17 protein-coding genes are annotated in these 14646 nt (G+C 60.0%); 7 read left to right on the forward strand and 10 right to left on the reverse strand.

Annotated features, from left to right (window positions below; genetic code table 11):
• The 9 genes from C8C94_RS24710 to C8C94_RS25545 all read right to left on the reverse strand — a co-directional run.
• Positions 1-367, reverse strand: a 367-nt coding sequence (locus C8C94_RS24710; protein ID WP_147433307.1) for a hypothetical protein, incomplete at its 3' end; no start/stop codon positions are given.
• Positions 368-406: 39 nt separating this feature from the next.
• Positions 407-1297 (reverse strand): TraA family conjugative transfer protein, encoded by an 891-nt coding sequence (gene traA, locus C8C94_RS24715; protein ID WP_121423067.1) that lies wholly within the window; start codon positions 1295-1297, stop codon positions 407-409.
• On the reverse strand, positions 1294-2424 hold the full coding sequence (locus C8C94_RS24720) for a toxic anion resistance protein (RefSeq protein WP_121423068.1): 1131 nt from the start codon (positions 2422-2424) through the stop codon (positions 1294-1296). Before C8C94_RS24720 ends, traA begins: the two co-directional genes overlap by 4 nt.
• Positions 2425-2441: 17 nt before the next feature.
• Complete coding sequence (locus tag C8C94_RS24725) at positions 2442-3200, reverse strand: toxic anion resistance protein (protein ID WP_121423069.1); 759 nt, start codon at positions 3198-3200, stop codon at positions 2442-2444.
• The gene (locus C8C94_RS24730) at positions 3197-3718 is read right to left on the reverse strand and encodes a thermonuclease family protein (RefSeq protein ID WP_121423070.1); all 522 of its coding nucleotides are present in this window, start codon (positions 3716-3718) and stop codon (positions 3197-3199) included. Before C8C94_RS24730 ends, C8C94_RS24725 begins: the two co-directional genes overlap by 4 nt.
• Positions 3719-3731: 13 nt before the next feature.
• Entirely contained in the window at positions 3732-4022 is a 291-nt protein-coding gene (locus C8C94_RS24735; RefSeq protein ID WP_147433308.1) for a hypothetical protein, read from the reverse strand.
• Between the two features lie 83 nt (positions 4023-4105).
• Positions 4106-5137 carry a ParM/StbA family protein gene (locus C8C94_RS24740; protein ID WP_158603850.1) on the reverse strand — a complete coding sequence of 344 codons (1032 nt, stop codon included), beginning with the start codon at positions 5135-5137 and terminating at the stop codon, positions 4106-4108.
• Between the two features lie 263 nt (positions 5138-5400).
• Positions 5401-6105 carry a DsbC family protein gene (locus tag C8C94_RS24745; protein WP_055399882.1) on the reverse strand — a complete coding sequence of 235 codons (705 nt, stop codon included), beginning with the start codon at positions 6103-6105 and terminating at the stop codon, positions 5401-5403.
• Between the two features lie 40 nt (positions 6106-6145).
• Complete coding sequence (locus C8C94_RS25545; RefSeq protein ID WP_147433309.1) at positions 6146-6586, reverse strand: hypothetical protein; 441 nt, start codon at positions 6584-6586, stop codon at positions 6146-6148.
• 417 nt (positions 6587-7003) lie between these two features.
• Between C8C94_RS25545 and C8C94_RS25550 the strand changes: the two genes are divergently transcribed.
• The 5 genes from C8C94_RS25550 (at position 7004) to C8C94_RS25675 (ending at position 11030) form a co-directional block, all read left to right on the forward strand.
• The gene (locus tag C8C94_RS25550; RefSeq protein WP_147433310.1) at positions 7004-7642 is read left to right on the forward strand and encodes a hypothetical protein; all 639 of its coding nucleotides are present in this window, start codon (positions 7004-7006) and stop codon (positions 7640-7642) included.
• A gap of 949 nt (positions 7643-8591) precedes the next feature.
• On the forward strand, positions 8592-9023 hold the full coding sequence (locus tag C8C94_RS24755) for a hypothetical protein (RefSeq protein ID WP_055399887.1): 432 nt from the start codon (positions 8592-8594) through the stop codon (positions 9021-9023).
• Between the two features lie 9 nt (positions 9024-9032).
• Entirely contained in the window at positions 9033-9446 is a 414-nt protein-coding gene (locus tag C8C94_RS24760) for a single-stranded DNA-binding protein (protein ID WP_121423073.1), read from the forward strand.
• Positions 9447-9572: 126 nt separating this feature from the next.
• Entirely contained in the window at positions 9573-10058 is a 486-nt protein-coding gene (locus C8C94_RS24765; protein ID WP_158603851.1) for a hypothetical protein, read from the forward strand.
• Between the two features lie 417 nt (positions 10059-10475).
• On the forward strand, positions 10476-11030 hold the full coding sequence (locus C8C94_RS25675; RefSeq protein WP_158603852.1) for an N-6 DNA methylase: 555 nt from the start codon (positions 10476-10478) through the stop codon (positions 11028-11030).
• Positions 11031-11095: 65 nt separating this feature from the next.
• Here C8C94_RS25675 and C8C94_RS24775 read toward each other — a convergent pair whose 3' ends face one another.
• Positions 11096-11908, reverse strand: coding sequence for a SprT-like domain-containing protein (locus tag C8C94_RS24775; RefSeq protein ID WP_233573617.1), 813 nt, complete (start codon positions 11906-11908; stop codon positions 11096-11098).
• Between the two features lie 160 nt (positions 11909-12068).
• On the opposite strand from C8C94_RS24775, the gene C8C94_RS24780 reads away from it, so the two are divergent.
• Positions 12069-12485 (forward strand): hypothetical protein, encoded by a 417-nt coding sequence (locus C8C94_RS24780; protein WP_121423076.1) that lies wholly within the window; start codon positions 12069-12071, stop codon positions 12483-12485.
• A 201-nt stretch (positions 12486-12686) separates the two neighbouring features.
• On the forward strand, positions 12687-14447 hold the full coding sequence (locus C8C94_RS24785; protein ID WP_121423077.1) for a PRTRC system ParB family protein: 1761 nt from the start codon (positions 12687-12689) through the stop codon (positions 14445-14447).
• The last annotated feature ends 199 nt before the right edge of the window (positions 14448-14646 follow it).

Below are 14646 nucleotides of genomic sequence, written 5' to 3' on the forward strand. Positions count from 1 at the left end.
CCAGCAAGAGGGGCGATATCCCAAGCTTTTCCGCAACAGACTCATGCGAAATGCCCAGATAGTTGGCGATCAGCACGAAGGGCAGCACTGCCATGAAGACGACGAACATCACGTCGATCCGCTTGAGAACCCCCCATTTGGACCGGCGGATGCCAACCGCCACTTCAACCGAGGCAGCAAACTCCTCTCGGGCCTTGCGCTGTGTCAGCTCTATCGCAGTGGTCATCACGAGGAGCAGCCCGGCCAGTAAGGCAGTGAGCCACTTGAACTCGATCACCTTGGCAGGCATTGGGACGACCTCGAACACGACGATCAACAGCGCGATCGCCGCCATGCCGGTGAATACTTGAGTACGTTGGAGATTCATGATTTTCCTTTCAGTGGTGGAAGTACAAGGTTTCAACAATCAGTCTGCAGCGAGCAACTCGCTGATGCGCCGGATCCGACGGGCGATCAGGAGGCTGACTAGGAGCCACGCGCCCAGGGCGGCAGTTGCCGTCGCTGTCATTGTTGCCAGGGCCCAGGCTGCCATACGAGCAATTGCCACGCGCCCTTCCCGCTCGATTGCATAGGTTTTGGCGCCGTCCGATTGGGCCGCACCATAAGCACTCTTCTCTAGGGCATACAGCACATCAGCCCTCGGCTGGAACGTTTTCTGCCCAGCGAGCTTCGCCAGTACCGCTTTTGCCTGCGACTGACGCGGTTGCTCGCCCTTCCGAGGGCCCATCTGGGCAAGTACGAATTCACCCTCCAGCTGCACGGCTCGGTCCAGATCTGCAACGATGGAGCGAAGAACTACGGCATCGTGCCGTTCAACGGCTTCTTGCGCGATGACGGCCAGCGAACGGCCTTTGGAATCCCCTCCCATAGAGTCGAGCATCGACGGCATGAGTGCCAGCGTACATGCTGTCGATATGCCAACGATAGGGGCCATGATCGACTGTTTGGTTACCCCCACCGCGAGGCCTGTTAGCAGCATTGCTACTGCGAGCGCCTTCACCATATACCCGCTGGTAAAGCCATGCAGCTGCGCGAAGACCGCTTCTAGTTCGGGACTGAGCCCTGTACCACCGCTCCCAGCCTTTCCGAGGGCATTTCCAAGGGACTCGGGGACCTGAATCTCGGATATCGCCGACTGGGGACCGACCTGGCCAACGAGCACCGCGGCGCACACGGTGACCACCAGCATCGCGAGCACTATCCAGGTCGCCCGCGTCTGGCCCAGTGCCCATCGTTCGCGGCGGCTCGCAAGCTCCGATACGGCGAGCTTGGCATCAACGGAAGCACTCGATCTCATGCCGCCTCCTGGTAAGAAACTGTCCCCGCCGCCGGCGTACGCGACAACTTGGCTTGCAAGTCGCTTCGCATGCTCTCTATCTGTGCCTCGGCCTGCCGGAAGCTCTGGATCCCTTCGTGGTGAATGCGGATGACGTCTTCGACCGACTTGATCAACGTGGTCTGAACCTCGCGCAGCGTGTCCACGTCGATGACCAAGCGTTGATTTGCTTTTGCTGTCTCCACGGAGTTCCGGTGCAGCAGAGCTGCATTGCGCTTGAGCAGGTCATTTGTGGTGTTGTCGATGGTGTCCGCGAGTTCCACCGCATTGCGCTGCTCATTGAGCGTCAGCTTCAGCATGAACTGGCGCTTCCAAGCCGGTACAGTGATCTCCCGGACCGTGTGGAACTTGTCCGCAAGCATCTGGTTGTTCGACTGAATCAGCCGAATCATCGGCAGGCTCTGCAGCGCGGAGTGCTGCAGCACCATCAGGTCGTTGATCCGCTTCTCCAGATTGGTGGCCACCGTTTCGAGGTCCGCGATCTCGTGCGCAGCCTGGATATCCCCCTGGCCACCTTCTCGCAACTGGACGAGTTGCGCCCGGATCTCGGCAAGCCGCATCTTCCCCGCTGCGACATGGATTCCGAGGAGGCGGTGCTCTTCCCGGACCCCAACGTGCATATCCTCCAGCCCCGCGTTCCGCTCGCGAATTCCGGATTGGGTAGCTTCAACTTCCCGTACAAGGCTATCGATCTGCTGGCGGGTGCTGTCGAATTCCCCCATGATTCGGCCAGAGCGCAGGCGAATTCGGTCAACCAAGGGACCCACGATAGGCAGGCGAGAGCGCTTGTCCGAGAGCACCCCGAGGTTCATCCGCTTGGCGACATGCACCACAGCGGAGAGCTTCTCGCCGGCCACGTCGAGGTCACGGTTGCGCACCTGATCCAGCAGGCTGTCCGCATAGCGAGAAGTATGCTCGCCGACGTCCCGACCGAACTCTGAGACGGTGAGCGGGTTTTCTGGCTGGATGCGCATCGCAACCTGGGAGATCTCGGCCTGGTCGGCGGCCGTGAGACCGAGCTTGCGCAGCTCGCCTTCGTCGAGTGTCACGAGGGAGTTTCCTGGGCGGGTAGCAATGGAACTTTTCATGTTGATCTCCTGGGGTATTACTTGACGCCTTCAAGGCTCTTCGAGAGGCTTCGGATGAGCGCCGTGTGAGCCTTCGCGGCCTCGCCAACCATGGCCGGATCCATGTGCTTCGAGGTGATCAGGGCCAGCGTGTGCTGACGCCAAACGGGCACGAGCACGCTCTTGGTTTCAGCGAATCGATCCAGCATGTCCACCGCCTGAGCCCGCGTGAGCTTCATCTGCATGAACGACATGGCGTGGGAAGCGCGCAAGGTAGCGAGGTTCGCCAGCTTTCTGGCAAATCGCTCGCGCGGCTTGTCGAACTCCAGCTGTCCAGCAGCTGCCATCCCCGCCTGGGGGTTCTCGTCCAGGTACTCCTGGCCGGCGCGGATGAGATCGTCAAGGCGTGCTGTCTCTACTTCGTGGGTCGACAGGGTCTGGTCCACCATCCGCAAGGTGTCCCGCACCGATTGCTCAATGCCAGCTGCCGCCTGGATAAGCTCATCGAGAGACTTTCTCGCCACGTCGTACCGGACGCGACGCTCCACATGTCGGCCCAGCAGCTTGTCGAGCCAGTTAGGCGCCTTGGCAATTTGCTTGGGATCAGCGTCGGAGAGCTTGTTCACGATCGCCTCGATCGCCTCCGCCAGCCGCGAGACTGCACCCCGCTCCATCAAGTCGGAGAGCGCCTGCAGAGCCTCCTTGCCCGATGCGCCGTCTCCGTACTCCGCGACCCTGGATGAGTCCGCGAACAGTGCCGGCAGAACATCCCGCTTTAGTTCCTCTACTGACTTCATTCCCGTACTCCTTTTCTCAGATCACGCCGATAGGCCCACGGAGCCACAACATTTCGGTCCTCCCACAGGCCCCGGGCACTTGCCCGTGCGGAGGCCTCCGCTGCCTCATAGGCATTCCGGTCTGCGCTTGACTGCTCCCGTGCGTAGGCCTTGTAGTGCCAGGCCCAGCCAAGGGATACCAGCGACAAGTTGATGTCCCTGCCGCCGCTGAACACCGTGCAGATCTCGCGACTTCGTTGCCCTTCGGGCCTTCGCTCCTGCTTGCTGCAACGCAGCGAGACACGTCGGCCGTGCACCATCGCCGCGAGCTCCTGCTTGGCTCGTTGACCGAACGCCTGCGATCGTTCGGGCGCGTCAATTGCCGCGAGACGCACGCGGTACACCACGGTGCCGGTCGAAACATCCAACGTGTCCCCGTCCACCACGCCCACGACCGTTCCTTCCACGTCGCCAATCGGATTGGCGAATGCTTGGGCGCCAAAGCACACCAGCAGCGCAGACAGAATCAAATTGACCATGAATCAGCCCCCTCTAGAAGCGCGTAGTGGCGCGAAGGGCGTCCAACTCAGCATCCGTCGTCGGGCGCTTCGCCTCAGGCACCTCGCGCTGCGCGTCTGGTGGCTGCGGGACGCGTTGAGCATCGGCAGGCATCGGCGATGCCACTTGGGTGGAGGGGCGTACAGCGCGGGGTGCCCGTTGAGGCGCTAGGCCGCGCAGAAAGTCGTCCACATTCACCAGGCCCGCAGCGATCGCCTGGGCGGTAGCGAATCGCACGAACGCGCCGCCCGCACGGAACGGCAGCTTCGACAGGGCTTGATGCACCGCCTGGTCCCGGTACGGGTCCGCCCGGAAGGAAACGCGTATGGACTCCATGGGTTCGCTGTCTCTGATCCAGTTCGCCATGTTCACCCCGCCGTGGCCAGATTCATACCTTCGAGGTACTGCTTGGCCTTGCCATAGCGGTAGTAGCCCTCGCTGATGATGAAGCGCGACCCATGAAGGGCTGCACAGTCCTCCTGGTGATCGTCGCTCACAAGACGCGTGTGACGCCACACAGCTTTCATGCGTGTGGCAAGTGCCGAGGCAGAGCCACCCGCGACCAGCACCCCAGAAAGCAGCTCAACACGATCACCGAGCAGGCGTGACGCCTGGTCAAAGATGTTGGAGAACAATTGAGCGAAGGCATCGTCGATCTCCATGGAGACGTCCACCTCTTCTCCCATGTGGCGGAGCTTCCCAACGGGCAAGATGCGCTCGATGTCGATAAGCGTGCGCTTAATGCCCCGGGCTTCGAGCGCGCGCATCACGGTTTCCGCCACCACCCGCACGCCCTCGTATCGGCCGGAGCAGGACTCGATGTAGCGACCGTTCTCATACAGTACGAAATCCGTGGTGAAGTAGCCCACGTCTACTACCGCCCAAGACTCGTTCGTCGGGCTGACACCTGGGCGCAGCCCGCCCTGCCGTGTGTAGATGTGCGCAAAGTAGGCAGCGTCCGGCTGCTGCATGACCAGCACCCGCGCATCCTGACCAAGGATCGAGGTCATCCGCTTCCCGACAGCGTCACGATGAGGGACATACGATCCCACCGGCAGTCCGACGATCCAGAACTGCTGGCCCTTGACCCCGGCCGCTTCGATGCGCCGCTTGGCAAGTTCAACAAGGGCGGCGAACTCGTCAGTTTCCACCCAACGATCGTTCAGGCCCGACGCGGTGGCCGCTTTCCCCTGATGCCGCGCCGTGTCACCCACAAACCAATCCCGCCCGCCAACTTCAACCGTTTCCGCCTTCGCCCTCTCTGCCTCTGCGGGACTCGAGATTGCTTGGGCCAGGCAGGCGATGGAAGGGAACAACATGCGACGCACACCAACGGGGGCGTCGAATGTCAGTTTGCAAGCAGAGTGGCCAAGGTCAAATCCAATCACGGGACAGGTCATGAGATAGCTTTCCAGTAGTGATAACAAATGTTGCGTATCAAATTATAAATGTTTTTTGCTACTTGGCAACATTGTTACGCTCTTTTGACGCCAAATCTGCGCCCGGCTGGCAGTCAGCACCAAGCAAGGCAACGGCGGTGGCCCCATCTTGGCGCCCAGCACCGGCAATGGCCCTTCTCCGCGCCCACATTGGCGCCAATCCTGCGCTTCAGGCGAAAAAAAGGCCCGTCGAACGGGCCAAAGGGGGGAGGAGAAGGCTATTGCTACTTCGTAGAGGCGATGTTCTTCTTCAACTCCTCGGCAGTAACAAATCCGGGAAGGCGCCGGCCGTCTGCCAGAAAGATAGTGGGAGTGCCTTGAATTCCCAAGGTATTGCCGAGCTCCAGGTTCTTATCGACCACCGAAGAGTCACAGGAAGAATTCGAATCAGGAATCGGCCCCCCACTCATAATGTCGGACCAGGCCTTGGCTCGATTCGGGGCGCACCAAATTCCGCGCGCCTTGGAAACCGAGTCGGCGCCAAGCACAGGCATCAAGAAGGTATAGACGGTTACGTTATCTACTTTCTTGAGCTCCGAATGCAACCGTTTGCAGAACCCACAATTGGGGTCTTCAAAAACAGCAATCTTGGCCTGCCCGTTCCCCTTCACCGTCTTAATCGCGCGCTCCAGCGGCAGCGATTTGAAATCAACCTTGTTCAATTCCGAGCGGCGCTCGTCCGTGAGATTCTTTTGAGTACTCGGGTCGATAAGATTACCAAGCATCACATAGTCCACAGCTGGATTTGTGTAAACAATGTTCCCACCCCCAAGGTGCACTTCAAACAGGTCCGGAAAGGGCGTGGCCTGGACAGATATCCCCGGAGACTTGGTAATCTCCTTCATCTTGGCAAGGATGGCATCCTCTTTCGGGCCAGCAAAAACCGACATGGAAGCCGCAATAGCAAGCAGCGCAAATACTCGTTTCATTCGATTACCTCGGGTTGGAAAAATGGATTGTGTGCGTATTTCACTTGGAAGCAGGAACTTCTTCCTTCGAAGCCTCGTGCTTGAGACTATTCAAGAGTTCTCGAGCCTCCTCTATTTCTGGGATCTTTTTGTTGCCAGATGAGGGGCGCTCGGGTTCAGCCGTCAAACCGTCTTTCGCAGTATTCGAGGGTTTCTGCGCGCTGCACTTCAGTTCCTCAGTTGACTTTCTGAGTACAACTTTTGCAAAAATTCCATTCAAGCCGTTTCGCACGACATTCAAGGAGTCGCCTATCCCGACTGCAGTCCCCTTTGATACGAACGGTTCAGCGATAAATACCGTAGCGTGCACGACAGCGGCCGGAAGCCAGTCGAATCGAGAAAGGCGCTCACAGGGATCATTCGTGAGCAACATCGCCCCGACCCAAACGATCAAAGCACCACTGACGATGGCTCCGCACACTTCCTTGATGAGCTTGGGCACAGCAACATTCCTTTTTTGATACGGGTGCATTGTAGCAGCACCAAATAAGCTTTGTTACCAACCTACGCCCCGCGACCTGGCCGCACTCGGTGCCGACTGAGCTACCCGCGTCCTGGCGCGCTTACATAACTTATTAGGGGTCGCCACATGCTCCCGCTAGCCTCGGTCGAGGCACCCCGCGCCAAGTCTCGCATGCTTGCAAGCCCTTAGCCAATCGCGAGTAGTGGCCGCAAGGCATCGGAATCACGGGCCCGATTTCGCCGGAGCCGCACGTGCTCCAACGGCGTGGCGCGTGTCAATTCGCATGCACGATTTCTGCACGGTGCGGATGTTCTAGAATTGTTACGTCCTCGCAACGGGGCAGCTGTGCCGCTGGAGCGCGGCCCAGCCCGGATATCAAAAGTTTGAGAGCATTCAATGGTTTTCAGTTCTCCCAATGGCCGATTCCGCCTTCCTGATCCTGGCGCTTCTCCTGGCAGTCGCCGCGACTCGCTGTGGGCCGAGCTCAAAAACACAGAACTTGGCGTGGGAATCGCTGGGCTCTTTGATCGACTTCACAAAATCGATGAGCTAATCGACTATTCGGCGCTTCTCCTGAGGATTGGCCAGCCTCCCATGCACGGGAAGCTCGATATTCGCTGGTATCGGAAGCACGATGGTCGCCCCAATACTCCAGCCTTAGTGCGCTGGTTCTCAACTGGCACAGGTCGCAGCTACACGCGGACTGTCACTCGATTTCATCCGGACATGGTGGGTGCCGGACTAGCAGATTTTCCCAACCGGCAACTCGTGACGGATGTGATTCTCAACTTCAAGTCTCTTACAGCCGAGCGAGAATCGATAATCGAGTGCCTCAATAGAATCAGCCGAGTATCAAAACTGTCCAGTTCTAAGAACGAAGGCCGCGCCGATGACACCTCCGCTGATCTTCTGGTGATCCACGAGGCTATCGTACAGAACCTGCAGGTTGCGGGATACGACGTGGACCGTCGATTTCATCCCAAGGTCGTTTGGCGGTTCGAAGATCTCGATACTCCCCTCCCCTCCTCCGCGTGAGTTCTCATAGTTCACGTGCCCCGGTGTATCCGCACCACCACCCTCAGTGGTGCGTCTCTACTCGAAGTGTTGCGCCTGGTTCGAATGGCGCCATTTCTCGCACATCGCCTTCCCTCGACTGTCGCGAATCTCCCGCTTCTCGCTTCTCCCTCCCCACAGCGATTCCATCGCTGTAATGCTCTCGATTTCTCGCCTTCTCTCTCCCCCTCGCTCTGCCTCTCGCTCTCGTTTCTACTCTTCGCATTTCTCCACTCTTCTTCCCCCCTTGCTCCATTCTTGTCCAACTCATTGGACAAAACTTCGCAGTAATGCTCTCTTGTAGTGCTTTGCGATTGTCTTTTTTTCCCTGCGGGAGCTCCCCTTTCCTTTCCGGGGTAACCTGTTGCACTACGATCTGAATTGCACTGGGTTCATGTGATCCGCCAAGCCGGAGAATCGCGGCATCACTCCTTCGTCGACTCTGCCCGGCACAGCCGGGCACACTCGACCGGGTAACCCGTTACGCATCCTGCGGCCTAGGCAACCCAAACCTCGCTCGACAATGGGAGGTGGCGCGACTGATGGAGGTCGTACCGCGCCCGGCGCTGCCGGGCGCCACTTTGGGTAACCCGTTACCCGCTCGCCCCCGGGCTCAGTTTCCATCGACCCGGCCTCCCGCCCGGCCGGTAGGCCGGGCTCACGTTTCCGGTGCAACCCGTTATCCAAACCCGAACTGCGAGCCACGGTCCAGCGGGTTCCAGCCCGCCCGGCGAAGCCGGGCGGTCGCTTCGGTAACCCGTTGCCACGATCTCTCGAGTTCCGGTAGCCCAGCTTCGCTGGGCCAGACCTTCCCGGCACAGCCGGGCTGATCGCTGGCGCAACCACTTGCGCGGCTTCAGAAATGCTCGCGTTTTGTTTTTTGTTACCTCGATGGTAAATTGTTGCTCGCAATCACTCCCGAACCCCAGCCATGAGCAACACATCCCTGGTGCCCGACGCCCGCGGCATCGTCGTGGTCCGCGTGCGACGTCATGATTCCTTCCGCACCTCCATCAGCCTGGACGAGACCATCGTCCGCCTCGCCCTCTGCATCTGGAAGACCCATGCGGCGTTCAACGAGTGGCTCTACCTCGCGGTTCGTCGCGTCGATGCCGAGCTCCAGGACAGCTACAACGCCGGGCGCCCACCGGCCCGCGAGAGCGGGTTCTCCAGGCGGGTGAGAGAGCTCATCGTAGCTGAGGCCATTGCGCGACTCGAGGGCCCAGCACCACCCGCGACGACACCGGCGCCAGCGGCACACGCGAAGCAGCTGCAGCTCCCGGGCCTTGTTATCTCCGACACCGCAACAAATGAGGATGTACTCGCCGCTCGCGAGACTTCTCAACCCACTCCCACCTCATAGGAATTCACCATGTATTCTGCAACTATCCTCCTCGGCTACCTCGGCGCGGACCCTGAATCACGCACCACGCGTGAAGGCAAAACTGTCGTGAACTTCCGGATGGCTACATCCGAGTTCATTCAAGGCGAAGAGAAAACCTTCTGGCACAACGTCGTTGTCCTCGGGCGCGACGCCGAAACTGCTGCAAAGCACCTGAAGAAGGGCGCGCCCGTCTTCATTCTTGGATCGCCTCGTGTTCGTTCCTACGAGAAGGACGGCCAGACCGTGTACGTGCACGAGATCGTCTCGAACGTCATGAAGCTGCTCCCGAGCAGCAAGCCCTCCGGCAATTCCGCCCCTGCACAACCTGCAGGGAAGGGTTCGGGTTCGAACAGCAGCTCGGCACCTCCTGCCGACGACAGCCACGACGACGGTCCCTGGTAAGGATCCCAGGTTCTGACTTTCGAGTCGGCACCTCCAGCAAAGGCCACGACCTCACGGTTGTGGCCTTTTTTTCTTCACGCACGAGATTTCCACATGCCCTCTACGATCATTCCCCGACTCCACACTTTGAACGTCTTCGACCTCCACGCAGTGACCCTGGAGCTCATCTCCAAAGGGCACGGCAGCCTGCCCGTCTGCACCACAGACGGCCGCGCTCGCTATCCGTTCCAAGTCTTCCCCTCTGCCGGCGAGCCCGCCGGACCAGACGCGCTGCTGATCTACCCACGGCCAGATGCTCATTTCTCGCCCGTGTGCTGGCCTGAGCCAGATGCACCGGCGTGCAAAACGACCGAGTGGAACACCCTCGCGGACGAACTGAAGACGCACGCGGCGCCCTTCCAGCCGCCCGCGACTCCCGGCGACGAACTGTCGGCTGCCCAGCTCCAGGCGCTGGAGCGCTTCGCCGCCAAGCACGGTCAGGAATGGAAAGCAGCGCTGTCGGCCGCCTGGGCTTCTGGCCAGGACGAATCGATGCCAGACGGTTCCCTTCTGCGTCAGATCCGAAACCAGCTGGGCCCTGAATGGCTTGAGGGCTTCCAAGGGCTTCTCTAGCGATCACGACCAGCTTTCACGTTGCGCCAACGATCCCCAGACGGGCGCGATTCCCAAAAGGCCACAGCCATTCGGTTGTGGCCTTTTTTCCATCCCATTCCCGAAGTTATGTCCTCCTCCAAAAAACCTCACAAACTCGTTTCAGGGCCCCGCTCTCACGCAAAAGACATGGGCGACCTCCTGCGCGCCAATGCCCGGACGCACCGACTGGACACAGTCTTCTCCGACTTCTGCGAAGTCTCTGCACTCTCTTTCAGCAACGCCGTGGATCCCATCCACCGAGATGCCCGCGAGAAACGGTACCTTGAGATCGTTGCAAAATACCAACCAGAGGAAATCACGCGGTTTTGTCAGGCGCTTGCGGTGCTCGTCGAGTGGCTGAGTCTCGGGATGTGCGATGCACTCGGAGACCTGTTCATGTCGCTCGAGCTTGGCGAACGCGGCAAGGGCCAGTTCTTCACCCCCTACCCCGTCTCAAGCCTCATGGCCCGCATGACAGCAGGCGATGTGAAGGAACAGCTCAAGCAGCAGGATCACATCGCCCTCAATGAGCCCGCTTGCGGAGCCGGGGGCATGGTCATCGCCTATGCCGAGGCCATGCTCGATCAGGACGTGAACTACCAGCACTACTTGCACGCCACGCTGCAGGATATCGACTCGACCGCCGTCCACATGGCCTACGTCCAGCTCTCTCTCCTCCATGTGCCCGCCATCGTCATTCACGGCAACTCGCTGGCGATGACAGAGTGGGCGCACTGGGTCACGCCGGCCCACGTTTTGGGAGGATGGGACAAGCGTCTTTACTTTCCAAGAGCAGTCCGCGCAATGCGTGAGGTCCTCAGCATGCCCGCTACCGAAGACCTCGTGTCTTCGCCACAGGAGGTGTCGGTGCCTCCCACACCCACGCCCATCGCAGAGTCGGCCACGCAATACGTGGTCAACCAGCGCCGTGAGCAGCTTGCGCTGTTCTAGGTCATCCTCTCACAGCGGCCCCTTCATCGGGGCCGCTTTTTCATTTCTGCTGTGCCGGCCTCGCCTCAGGGCGACACGACTTCGAACAGCTGGCCGCATCCTTCACAGCGGATCTTGAGCCCGGGCTTTCCCCACACGTTGGTCCGGCATGCGCATTGGTACTTATCGCGAAGGCTCTTGTTGGGTCGCAGTGCCTCTTGCGGCCTATCCTGCCCCGCATGCTCGAGGGATTCTCCCAACGCCACGGCCGCCTGCACCCCGGCAACGGCGAGCAGCGCCACCGGCAAGTCCATCGACAGGCCATAGCTCTGCTGGCTGGTCAGTACGACGCGCGCGGAAGGGAACCTGTCGTGCCACGAGATCTGAAAGTCCCGGGTCAGCAGCTTCTCGCATGCGGTCACGAATGGGCCACCCGCAATGGGATAGTCGGCCATACAGTCTCCGACCACTTTTCCTCCTGGCTGGCCGGTGTCTGAGGGCATAAGGCCGATCGATTTCATCTTTTGCCCCCACTCCATGTTGTGGTACCGGGCGCGCCCTGGATTTCCCTGGTGGTGCTGCCACAGGTGCACCATCTCGTGGCACAGCGTCTGGAGGATCTCGACCAGAGGCAGCGTCGCAAAGTAAGTGGGGTTCATCGCGATCTCGTCCGTGCGCGTTCCATCCGCCCGTTGAAACCGCTCCGCCGAGAAGTACCCGTAGCTTCGCTTTTCTCGCTGCAGCGTAATGAGGCACGCCGGCAGCTCGCCCGCGAAGAGCTCTGCGTTGAAGAAGTCGTAGGCCGCCTGCAGCTCTGAATAGGTCTCCGAGGTTGGGCTTTCAGACTCTCGCGTGGACGGGCGATATGAGGGCATGGTTTGGAACAGCTTGGCGCTCATGTGCAAAGGCGCACGTAACAATTGTATTGTGCAATACAGGCCATCGCAACAAATCTCAGAGCTCTACTGGCGTTATCTGGTGGCAACGCTCAATCCATGGTGAAGGACCGCGCCGCGGTCTCAAACAACGCGTTCCACGCACCTTCCCCTGGAGAAAATCATGAAAGTCACCTTCATCCTCAAAAACCTCGCGGACCAGTTCTACGAAGGCAACGGCGGATCCATCCCTGGGCTACTGCAGCTGTCCGACGAAGACAAGTTCAAGAAGCTCAATAAGATGAGCCTGCTTCCCGAGTGTTCGCACAACTGCACCATGCAAGTCGAACGAGGCGCCTTCCGCGATCAGGTCGAGCTCAACCAGCTGCTTCGCCGTTCCTGCACATTCACGTGCAAGATCGATCCGCGCCGCGGCTACAAGCTGGCCACATTCGAGATCACTGAGCTTCGCCTACCAGCGCAGCATGGCAGCGGTCCATCCAGCGCCGGGCGAACCGCGAGCTACAAGCCCTTTGCAGAGCCTTCGCTCGACCTGGCCGAGGTTGCCTTGGGATTCTTCCAACCCCGCATCCTTGCTTGAGCACATCCCCAAAACCCAGCGTCACCTCATCGGTGACCTGGGTTTTTTTCTTTGTGCATCGGCCGCTGACCCAAGCGTCCTCCCTTCAAGTCCGAAGGTCATGAGATCCCCCCAGCGCCTGGTCGGGCGGTCGTTATCCTGCGGCGCCGATCAAAAGACCAGGTAGCTGCATCCCGCAGCTGGTTTTTTGAAAGGTTACCCATGGAAAACACGATAGAAGTCCCAGCGGCGCCCGAGGGCGAACTGATGAAGGTGAAGTGGGCGGACATTGTCCTCGGGGACAATCCGCGCAAGCATTTCGATCCGGACCGACAACGGTCGCTCGAAGCGTCGATTCGTGCTCAAGGCCTTCACACCCCTGTGCTCCTGCGAAAGCTTGCGGATGGCCGCTACGAGCTCGTCGCTGGTGGACGCCGCCATCGAGCCTTCGGGGCCGTGTACGGCCCTGAGGGCCTCATGCCAGCGCTGGTACGCAAAGGCGACCAAGCCTTCGCGAACGCCGCAGCGCTGACCGAGAACATTGAGCGCGAGCCAATGACTCCGGTCGAGGAGGCGGAAGGCGCAGCGAAGACACTTGCAGATTGCAAGGGTGACCGCCCCGAGGCAGCAAAGCGGATGGGCTGGTCACTGCCCACACTTGAGAAGCGGCTCGCGCTCATGAACGCCTCGGAGAAGGTACGTGACGCTCTGCAGCACAAAGTCCTGAACCTCGGCCATGCCGAGTTGCTGGCGGCCTGCCGCAAGGAGACCCAGGATTCCGCGCTGGATCACCTTCTCAAGCAGGAGAAGATGTGGACGGTGGTGGAGTTGCGGTCCTATCTGGAGTCTGCTTCGCTGCTCCTGGATAAGGCCATCTTCGACAAGTCGGACTGCGGCCCGTGCCATCACAACAGCTCTCGCCAGTCTGCGCTTTTCGGCGTGGCCATCTCCGATGGCAGGTGCACCAACAAGCAGTGCTACGACAAGAAGACGGATGAGCAGCTGCAGGCCACGGCCGACAGCCTCAAGGAAGAGTTTCAGGTGGTGCGGATTGTGCGCCCGGGTGAGAACCTGACTGTCATTCCGCTGCACGCGGATGGCCTGAAGGGTGTGGGCGCGGAGCAGGCCTTGGCCTGCAGGACCTGCGAGCATTTTGGTGCGGCGGTTTCTGCCGCCCCGGACAAGCTCGGCAAGGTGTTCAAGAACCTGTGCATGAACGTACCATGCAATTCTCAACACGTCGATGCCCGAAAAAAGGAAAGGGAGGCGGCTGAGGCAGAGAAAGCGGCGGCCAGCGGGCCCGCGAAGGCTCAGGGAACAGGCACGAAGGCGGGGATCAGCAAGCCGGGCGGCGCTCCAGCTAGCAAGGCCTCTGCAGCGGCTTCTACCAAGAAGCAGGCTGAAGCCAGTGCGGAGCCGAGCCGGGCCGTGCAGGACTATCGGGAGAAGATCTGGCGGACTGTGTTTCGCAAGGCCGTGCCGAAGCTACCGACGTCGCAGAATCGGCAGGTACTGCTGGCGATCTGCATCACCCAGCCATCCTCACTGGATTCGCACTCGCTGCTGGACGCAATCAAGGAGGCTGCAGGCGAGGATGGGATGACCATCGCGGGCTCTGCCAAGCTGATGAAGCTACCCGAGGCCTACAAGCTCTTCACGGAGATCGAACCTGGGCACCTGCGCATTGCTGTGGACCTGATTGCCGCCCATGTCTCAACCAGCATGTCCGTGGACAACATCCGCGGGCTCTTGAAGGCCATCGAGACTGATCTAACTCAGTACTGGAAGCTCAACGGCGAATTCCTCACTCTTCTGACGAAGAACGAGGTTGACGCCGTGGCCATCGAGCTGGGCTTGAAGGAGAAGCTCGGCGATGGCTATGTGAAAGCACGCAATGGTTCCAAGAAGGAGTTCGTCGATGCCGTTCTAGGCATCAAGGATTTCGAGTACCGGGGCCTGGTTCCCAAGATGATGCGCTTTTAGGCGCCGGCGCACGACGCCCTATTCCCCTACCCCCGGTTGGCATTGCCACCGGGGGTTTTTCTTGTCCATGCGCGCCTAGGTACATTGCTGCGATGGCGTCGCTTGAAGACCTAATCTCCTGCGCCAAGATCACTCGCAAGGCCTTTGAGCCGGGCTTGGCCCGGGATGGCACAGACTGCGCAACAAGTGCCGGGAGCTG

The organism is Acidovorax sp. 94 (assembly GCF_003634645.1).
GTDB classification, from domain to species: Bacteria; Pseudomonadota; Gammaproteobacteria; order Burkholderiales; family Burkholderiaceae_C; genus Acidovorax; species Acidovorax facilis.

Excerpts from the sequence above, each read along its gene's own strand:
- traA (WP_121423067.1), bottom strand. The coding sequence starts at position 1,297 with ATGAGATCGAGTGCTTCCGTTGATGCCAAGCTCGCCGTATCGGAGCTT.
- C8C94_RS25550 (WP_147433310.1), top strand. The coding sequence starts at position 7,004 with ATGGTTTTCAGTTCTCCCAATGGCCGATTCCGCCTTCCTGATCCTGGC.
- C8C94_RS24725 (WP_121423069.1), bottom strand. The coding sequence starts at position 3,200 with ATGAAGTCAGTAGAGGAACTAAAGCGGGATGTTCTGCCGGCACTGTTC.
- C8C94_RS24760 (WP_121423073.1), top strand. The coding sequence starts at position 9,033 with ATGTATTCTGCAACTATCCTCCTCGGCTACCTCGGCGCGGACCCTGAA.
- C8C94_RS24780 (WP_121423076.1), top strand. The coding sequence starts at position 12,069 with ATGAAAGTCACCTTCATCCTCAAAAACCTCGCGGACCAGTTCTACGAA.
- C8C94_RS24775 (WP_233573617.1), bottom strand. The coding sequence starts at position 11,908 with ATGAGCGCCAAGCTGTTCCAAACCATGCCCTCATATCGCCCGTCCACG.
- C8C94_RS24730 (WP_121423070.1), bottom strand. The coding sequence starts at position 3,718 with ATGGTCAATTTGATTCTGTCTGCGCTGCTGGTGTGCTTTGGCGCCCAA.
- C8C94_RS24720 (WP_121423068.1), bottom strand. The coding sequence starts at position 2,424 with ATGAAAAGTTCCATTGCTACCCGCCCAGGAAACTCCCTCGTGACACTC.
- C8C94_RS24740 (WP_158603850.1), bottom strand. The coding sequence starts at position 5,137 with ATGACCTGTCCCGTGATTGGATTTGACCTTGGCCACTCTGCTTGCAAA.
- C8C94_RS25675 (WP_158603852.1), top strand. The coding sequence starts at position 10,476 with ATGTCGCTCGAGCTTGGCGAACGCGGCAAGGGCCAGTTCTTCACCCCC.
- C8C94_RS24745 (WP_055399882.1), bottom strand. The coding sequence starts at position 6,105 with ATGAAACGAGTATTTGCGCTGCTTGCTATTGCGGCTTCCATGTCGGTT.
- C8C94_RS24785 (WP_121423077.1), top strand. The coding sequence starts at position 12,687 with ATGGAAAACACGATAGAAGTCCCAGCGGCGCCCGAGGGCGAACTGATG.
- C8C94_RS24755 (WP_055399887.1), top strand. The coding sequence starts at position 8,592 with ATGAGCAACACATCCCTGGTGCCCGACGCCCGCGGCATCGTCGTGGTC.